A 7,888-nucleotide genomic window follows, 5' to 3' on the forward strand; every position below is an offset into this window, starting at 1 on the left:
TCGACACCGCCGCCTATGACGACGGCCGCGTCGGCGTTGTGGTCGACATCACCGCCGGCACCGCCAGCGGCGGCAATGCTGCGGGCGACACGCTGAGCGGCATCGAGAACCTCACCGGCAGCCTCGGCAACGACCGGCTGACCGGATCGAGCGTGGTCAACGTCCTGCGCGGCCAGGCCGGCGACGACATCCTCCGCGGCGGGAATGGGGGCGACACGCTGGACGGCGGCGCCGGCATCGACCTCGCCACCTATTTCGGCTCCGCCACCGCAGTGAGGGTCGATCTCGGCAACACCAGCCTGGAAAGCGGCGGCGAGGCGGGCGGCGACCGCCTGATCGACATCGAGAACATCAACGGCAGCACCGCCGGCGACACCATCACCGGCAACGCCGTCGCCAATGTCCTCAACGGCTTCGAGGGCAACGACCTGCTCAAGGGCGCGGCCGGCAAGGACACACTGGCCGGCGGCCTCGGCGCCGACCGCTTCATCTATGCCGCGACCGGCGACAGCGCCGTCGGCGCCAATGCCGACCGGATCGTCGATTTCAGCCGGACCCAGGGCGACAGGATCGACCTGGCCGGGATCGACGCCAATCTCTCGGCCTCCGGCAACCAGAGCTTCACCTTCATCGGCAGCGGCCTCTTCACCGGCGTCGCCGGGCAACTGCGCTTCGCCTTCACCGCCCCCGGCGTCACCACAGTCGCCGGCGACGTCACCGGCGACGGCGTGTCCGACTTCCACATCTCCCTGACCGGCCTGATCGGCCTGCAGGCCACGGACTTCGTGCTCTGACCCGGGATCGAAAGACATGGCCGACCATCCCTGCGACAGCAGCCTGATCGACGAGGCGGAGGACGAGCCCTCCGCCTCGTCGGCCCCGCGCCGAATCCATCCGCTGGAGCCCGACCGCGCCGCCATGGCCGAGATCGGGCAGGCGGTGCTGCGGCGGGCCATCGCCTTCATCGAAACCCTGCCCGACCGGCCGACCGCCAGCGGCGACGACACGCCGCCGGAGCTGATCCGGGCGATGCTGGCGCCGCCGCCGGAGGGGCCGGGCGAGCTCGAGGCCGTGCTCGACCAGCTCGACCAGGCGGCCGCCTGTGCCTATGAGACCGGCAGCCCCGGCTTCTTCGCCTATGTCCCGGGCGGGGGCATCTTCACCTCGGCCGTGGCCGATCTCTACACCGGCGTCACCAACCGCTATGTCGGTCACGCCTTCGCCGCCCCGGCGCTGGTCGCGCTGGAGCAGGGCGTCGTGCGCTGGCTGACCGGCATCTGCGGCCTGCCGCAGGGCAGCGGCGGGCTGCTCATGACCGGCGGGTCGATGGCGACGCTCTGCGCCGTGATCGCCGCCCGCCATGCCGGCCTGGGCGAAGATCTCGCCGGCGGCACGCTCTATGTCGGCGCCGAGACCCATCACTCGGTGGCCAAGGCGGCACGGCTGGCGGGCCTCCCGGCGGCCGGCATCCGCACCGTCCCTTGCGGCCCGGACCTGGCGATGGATCCCGAGGCCTTGGCCGGGATGATCGCCGACGACCGCTCGGCCGGGAAGCGGCCGTTCCTGGTGGTCGGCACCGCCGGCACCACCAACACCGGCGCCATCGATCCGCTGCCGCAGCTGGCGGCGATCGCCCAGCGCGAGGGGCTGTGGTTCCACATCGACGGTGCCTATGGCGGCATGTTCCGCCTGACCCGGCGCGGCCAGGCCCGGCTGCGCGGCATGGAGCTGGCCGATTCCGTCGCCCTCGACCAGCACAAGACGATGTTCCTGCCCTTCGGCGCCAGCGCGCTGGTGGTGCGCGAGCCGCACCGGCTGGCGGCGGCCTATCAGGCCGACGCCGCCTACCTTGCGGGCATGGAGGGCGAATTCGGCCTGCCCGACTTCGCCGATCTGGGGCCGGAGCTGACCCGCGGCATGCGCGGGCTGCGGGTGTGGCTGCCGCTGCAGCTGCACGGCGTCGCCGCCTTCCGCGAGGCGCTCGACGAGAAGCTGGACCTGGCCCAGTTCGCGTACCGCCAGCTGCTCGACGAGCCGGCGCTGGAGCTGCCCTGGCAGCCGCCGCTCAGCATCGTCGCCTTCCGCATGCGCCCGGCCGGCCCCGGCCCGGACGCCGCGCGGCGGGCCAACCGGGCCACTGAAGCGCTGCTGGACCGGATCAACGCCGGCGGCCGGGTCCGCCTCTCCGCCACCACCATCGGCGGCCGTGTCACGCTCCGGCTCTGCATCGTGGTGCACCGCGCCCATGCCGACCGGGTGGCCGAGGCGGTCGGGATCATCCGCACCTCGGCGCGGTCGGTCCACGCCACCGCGACCACTCGGCATTGAGGAAACGGGTCATGCACAAGCGACAGATCTTCACCGTGCTCAGCCCGGCCCAGCTGGAAGCGTCCGCGCTCTGGGGTCCGGCAGCAGTCACCGAGGTGCAGCCCGGCCGAGCCGTCGGCGGCGACTGCCGCCTGCGGCAGACCGTCGATCTGTGGCTGCGGCGCGCGCGGACCCGTCGCCGGCTCGGTGAGCTGAGCGATCGCGACCTGCGCGACGTCGGTCTCGATCGCAGCGCCGCCATCCGCGAGGCGAACAAGCCGTTCTGGATGGGCTGACACCTCGGGGCATCCACCCCCAATCGACCATCCCCATCGACCACAAGGAGTCGGATCATGCGCAAGCGACTGTTCCTAGCCATGCTGTGCCTCGCCCTGCCGGCCGCCTCCGAGGCCCGGGGGCAGGAGGCCGTCGCCGAGACGGCCTTGTGTCGCAGCGTCGGCGGCGACGGCGTCCTCCAGGCCGAGCTGCTGTTCGGCCGGAACATCGAGGGGCAGGCCACCGTGTCCGACGCCCAATGGTCGGATTTCCTGGGCCGGGAGGTCACGCCGCGCTTCCCGGACGGGCTGACCGTGTTCGAGGCCGCCGGCCAGTGGCGCGACAGCGAGACCCGGCAGGTGGTGCGCGAGCCGTCCTATGTCGTCATGATCCTGGCGCCGAACACGCCGGACACGCTGGCCCGGCTGTCGGAGATCCGGACCGCCTATATCGACCGGTTCCGCCAGCAATCGGTCGGGCTGACCCTGGCCCCGACCTGCGTCGACTTCTGAGGCCGGCCATGGTCAGAGCAGGCATGGCCAAAGGGGGCATGGCTCCTCGGGCCGAGGTGGCGGCCGCGGGCTGGCGCGACGTCTACGACGCCTGGTTCCCGCCGGGGCTGGAGCACGCCGACCTCGAGGCGCAGCGCCGGGCGGTCAGCCGATGGTTCCGCGGCCGGGCCGATCCGGCGCTGCCGGGCCTCGCCCCGCTGGTGGCGGCGGCGCGCGCCGGGCGGCTGAGCCATTGGACCGCGACGCCGGTCGGGCGGCTGCTGCTGATCCTGCTGGCCGACCCGATCGCGCGCATCCTGTTCGCCGGCCGGCCCGAGGCCTTCGCCGGCGAGGCGCTGGCCCTGCGGCTGGCGGAGGAGGGGCTGCGCAGCGGCCAGGTCGAGGCGCTGGCCAGGCCCTGGGAGAAGATCTTCCTGATCCTGCCGCTGGCCGAGGCCGAGGGCCCGCGCCACCCGGCGCGGCTGGAGCGGGCGGCGGCGCTGGCCGAGCGCGTGGTGGCGGCGGTGCCGGGGCCGCAGCAGCCGCTCTACTGGTTCGCGCTCGGCCAGATCCGCGCCCATCAGGACCAGATCGCCCGCTTCGGCCGCTTCCCGCAGCGCAACGCCCTCCTCGGCCGGCCCTCGACCCGGGCAGAGCTGGCGTATCTGCATCCGGCGGAGGTCGGCCGCCGACCTGATCGGCGGGCGCCGGCGGCCCGGTCCGGATGGCGGCTTTCGCGCTGCTGATCCCTGTTGGGGGATGCCCGGCCGCTATCCGAGCTTCATCGGTGCTGGGCGAGTCCGAGGCGGCGTTCGAGGGCTTCGACCCCCATGCGTGTGCTTTCATGAGCGAAGAGCATTGCGACGCGCTGAACTCGTGATCGTCGCATTGTCCGCAACGCGCGGAAGATCCCTGCCGTAGCCCATGTGGAGGATGAAATCCTCATCATTGGGGGGCTGGACGCCAAATCACCTGAAGCATTTCGATAAGGTCGTCGATTAGTCCCTGTGGATCGGAACGACCCTTACCTTCCGCGGAAAGGTGTCCGCCTAGCGCCATGTCTATCGAACCGTGGATAAGGGAAATGAACAAGGCGGCCGTGCGCTCGTTGTCGCCAGGCCTTATCGTTCCGTTTCTGCGGAGCACCGCAATGGCCTCTATGAACAGACGTAAGGTTTCGCTGGCGGCCTCAGCAAGGTCGTCGTCGTGACGTTCCCAGCGCCCGAAGATCAGCCGAAACCGGTTCGGATAGTGCAGCCCCCAGCGAACGTGATCGTGGGCCAACCGGCGCAAGGCGGTCAGTGAATCGCTGGAAGCTGCCGTGGCCGCGACCATCGCGGCGGTTCTCGCCCGCAGCTCCCGGGCGGCAACGCCCGCCAGCAATGCTTCCTTGTCCTGGAAATGCTTGTAGGGCGCGTTGTGCGACAGGCCGGCGATCTGTGCGACGCCGCGCAAGGTCACGCCATCGGGGCCTGATTGATCCAGGAGCTCGGTTGCTGCCGCTAGGATGGAATCGCGTGTCGTTGTCATGGCCGATCTCAGATCGGCTGGGTGGCGATGTCAACCTGGGCGAACAACGCGTTGCCCTGACCAATGACACGGCAAGCAGAAGAGAACCAGCCGCACCGACGTGGCGCGGCCGGGGCCTCGCGCCGGAGGCAGGAGCTATTTCTCCCCGGCAGGTAACCGCTCGCCATTGCCTGCAGGAACGTCGACGTGCGGGCTCGGCGCCATTCCGGCGCCTTCGCCGAGGCCGAGGCGATCACTGAGCCAGGCCAGCGGCCGCGGCGCCCACCAGTTGGCGGTGCCGAGCAGTTGCATGGCCGCGGGGACGATCACCGACCGGACGATGGTGGCGTCGATAACGACCGAAAGCGTCATGCCGATCCCGAAGGTGATGAGGAACAGCGATCCGGCGGTCAGGCCCATCGTGGCAAGCACGACGATCATCAGGATCGCGGCCCTGGTGATGATCGATCCGGTCTGCTGGAAACCCACAGCGACCGCGCGCCGGTTGTCGCCCGTGGCGAGATACGCTTCGCGAATTCGGCTGACCAGGAACATCTCATAGTCGGTGACCAGCCCGAAGGCGATGGTGACGATCAGCCCCAGCGTCCAGAGATCCGTGGTGCCAACGACCTGAAAGTCGAGCAATCCTGCAAGCCCGCCTTGCTGGAAGGCCCAGACGACGATGCCCAAGGAGGCGGCCAGCGACAGGAGCGCACAAAGGACTGCCTTGATCGGGACGAGCACGGAGCGGAAGGCCAGCGCGATCAGGATCAGCGTCACGACGGTGATGAAGCCAAGAGCTGCGGGCAGTGCCGCAAGCGTGGCGGCGCTGTTGTCCAGGCTCATCGCAGCCCCGCCATGCCCGCCGACGAGCACGGTGGCGCCGGGTGGCGACGGCGTTGCACGGACGTCGCGCACGAGCTGCAAGGGACCGGGATCATCGGCTTCGCCGCGATAATCGACCTTGATCCAGGTGAGCGCCGGATCGGTCAAATGCACGCGAGCCGCAGCAGCGCCGGGCAGGTCGCCCAGGCGAGCCAGATATGCCCCAAGGCTTTCCCGGTCCACCGACCCGCGCACGGCGATGTCGAGTGCCATCCCTGCCGGTCCGCGCGGCGGGAACTCGCCGTTCATGTAGCGCGCGACGACCTGGCCCTGATTGTCGGCGGGCAGGTAGCGATGGTTGGTCAGGCCTGGCCGCAGTTCCAATAACGGCGCGGCGGCCACCAGCAGCGCCAGCACGCCCAGCAGAAGCGACACGGCGGGCCGCTTGCCCACCACCCGGGCAAGCCACGCCCAGCCACCCTCCTCCGGGCCACGGCCGGCGCGGACGAACCGCGGCAGCGGAACGCGGCCGGCATTCACCCGGCGTCCGAGGATGGCCAGCATGGCGGGAAGCACAAGCACGGCCGCGACGATGTTGAACAGGACCACGCTGACGCCGCCCAGCGCGAAGGAATGCGAGATGGGCTGCGGGAACAGGAAGAGTCCGCTTAGTCCGCTGATGACCGTGAAGCCAGAAACCGCGACCGTACGGCCGGCGGTGGCTGTCGTCGCGATCACCGCCGCCTCGACGCTCCCGCCATCACGCTCGAGCTCCTCGCGGAACCTGCTGACGATGAAGAGTCCGTAGTCCACGGCCAGCCCCAACCCTATCAGCACGACGATCTCCAGCGCGAAGATCGAAATATCGGTCATCATGGTGAGCAGGCGCAGCATCACCAGCGATCCGAGGATCGCGAACATGCCGAGAGCGACCGGCATGGCCGCCGCCACCAGCCCCCGGTAGAACAGGATCAACAGGACCAGCAGGATCGGCAACGAGATCACCTGCGCCCCCGCCAAGTTCGCCGACGCTTCGCGCTGCAGCTCGTATACGCTGGTCAGGCCGCCGCCTAGATAAGTCGCGATGCCGTCGCCGGCCTTTATGAGGTGCTGGATTTCGCCGTATGCCTCCATGCGCGCCGATTCGTCCTCGCCGCGCAGCGTGAGCACCGTATAGGTGGCGTTCCGGTCCGGGCTGACGAGTTCGGCGCGCTGCTCGGGCGTCAACCCCGGCGTCCAATAGCTGACGACCGACACGACGTGGGACGGTGGGAGGGCGCCCAGCGCTTGCTGGATGGGCCGGGCAAAGTCTGGGTCGTCCACGGTGCGCCTGCCCGATTCGTCGTCGAAGACCGCAACGACATCCGGATCGCCCGGCCGATGGCCAAAATGCTGCTCCAGCAACTCGTTTGCTCGGCTGACTTCCGCCGCTTCCGGAGCTAAGCCGCCAGTGTTCAGGGCATTGAAGACCCCACTGCCCCAGACGAATGCGAATCCCGCGAAAAGGCCGGCGGCGAGGAGCACGAGCCAGCGGTATTGATACGCGAACAGTCCCAAGCTTGAAAACATGAGTGCCATCCCCGGTCCATGAGGAGCGAGTCGATGCATCTCTTGCGCAATCAGATTCGACTCGCTCGTTGGTTGACGGCGTCAACCTAGAGATCCTGGGTGTACAGTGTCAACCGCACTGCGGAGCAATGAGCTTTTGAGAAGCGGCGCTGTGAGCACGGGAATGGCAACCAAGTTAGAAGCGCCGGCGCTGCCCATAGGTCCGGTCTCGAGGCTGACAGGTCGAGGCGAATGTCCGCTTCAGGGAAGTCGAGAGGGCCCGCAGACGTCCGCAATGGGGGACGAAGCGAACGTTCGACAGCCCTGACGGAAAGCATCCACAGTGGGTCGAACGCGGCTTTCCGAGCCGCTTCCAGGGCGGGACGGCGTTGTAAACGCAATGTTCATTGCGCCGGCTCCCATGTTTCGTTCATGATACGTTCTATGGAGCCCGCACCAGAGGAACTCGACGTCCAGGCCTATTGCCGCAGCCTCGCGCTGCAGCAGGTCCGGATGCTCACGCGTCTGGCCGAGATCGCCATGCAGCTGGCCGAGGCCGAAGGCGCCCGCGCCATCGAAGCGCAGGCCAGGGCCGCCCAGGCCCGCGCCGCCGAGCCCAAGGCCGACGCGGCCGCGGCGGAAGCGGCCAGGGCCGAGGCCCGGGAGGCCGGGCTGGCCTTCAGCCGCTTCTCCAACTCGGTGCAGCGCTCGCTTGCCCAGCGCGCCCGCGCCGCCGACCGGCTCTGCGCCCGCGACAAGGCCGAGGCCCCCGAGCGCGAGGCCGCCCGCAAGGCCCGCCGCGACCATCACCGCCACGAGGTCGAGCACGCCCTGCGCTTCATGATCGGGGACGAATTCCAGGATGAGGCCCGCATCGACGCCCTCGACGCCGAGCTCAAGGAGCGGATCGAGGAGCTCTACGAGGGCGAGGA

At 69.5% G+C, this 7,888-nt stretch carries 7 protein-coding genes and 1 pseudogene; 6 read left to right on the forward strand and 2 right to left on the reverse strand.

What is annotated here, in order from left to right; all coding sequences use genetic code 11:
* From ACTOWL_RS37100 to ACTOWL_RS37120, 5 genes and pseudogenes are all read left to right on the forward strand, one after another.
* Positions 1-794: pseudogene (locus tag ACTOWL_RS37100) on the forward strand (hypothetical protein); the annotation flags it as partial.
* Between the two features lie 16 nt (positions 795-810).
* A complete protein-coding gene (locus ACTOWL_RS37105) occupies positions 811-2,328 on the forward strand; it encodes a pyridoxal phosphate-dependent decarboxylase family protein (RefSeq protein WP_441326333.1) in 1,518 nt (505 codons plus the stop codon).
* A gap of 11 nt (positions 2,329-2,339) precedes the next feature.
* The gene (locus ACTOWL_RS37110; RefSeq protein WP_441326334.1) at positions 2,340-2,603 is read left to right on the forward strand and encodes a DUF1127 domain-containing protein; all 264 of its coding nucleotides are present in this window, start codon (positions 2,340-2,342) and stop codon (positions 2,601-2,603) included.
* Positions 2,604-2,660: 57 nt separating this feature from the next.
* Entirely contained in the window at positions 2,661-3,095 is a 435-nt protein-coding gene (locus ACTOWL_RS37115) for a DUF3574 domain-containing protein (RefSeq protein WP_441326335.1), read from the forward strand.
* A gap of 8 nt (positions 3,096-3,103) precedes the next feature.
* Positions 3,104-3,820 (forward strand): DUF924 family protein, encoded by a 717-nt coding sequence (locus tag ACTOWL_RS37120; RefSeq protein WP_441326336.1) that lies wholly within the window; start codon positions 3,104-3,106, stop codon positions 3,818-3,820.
* 199 nt (positions 3,821-4,019) lie between these two features.
* Here ACTOWL_RS37120 and ACTOWL_RS37125 read toward each other — a convergent pair whose 3' ends face one another.
* Together ACTOWL_RS37125 and ACTOWL_RS37130 are read right to left on the reverse strand one after the other, a co-directional pair.
* A complete protein-coding gene (locus tag ACTOWL_RS37125; protein WP_441326337.1) occupies positions 4,020-4,604 on the reverse strand; it encodes a TetR/AcrR family transcriptional regulator in 585 nt (194 codons plus the stop codon).
* A 135-nt stretch (positions 4,605-4,739) separates the two neighbouring features.
* Positions 4,740-6,977 (reverse strand): MMPL family transporter, encoded by a 2,238-nt coding sequence (locus tag ACTOWL_RS37130; protein WP_441326338.1) that lies wholly within the window; start codon positions 6,975-6,977, stop codon positions 4,740-4,742.
* 423 nt (positions 6,978-7,400) lie between these two features.
* Here ACTOWL_RS37130 and ACTOWL_RS37135 point away from each other — a divergent pair.
* Positions 7,401-7,888 (forward strand): hypothetical protein (locus ACTOWL_RS37135; RefSeq protein ID WP_441326339.1); only part of this gene is annotated, 488 nt, incomplete at its 3' end.

The organism is Inquilinus sp. CA228, assembly GCF_052078665.1.
Lineage (GTDB): Bacteria > Pseudomonadota > Alphaproteobacteria > DSM-16000 > Inquilinaceae > Inquilinus.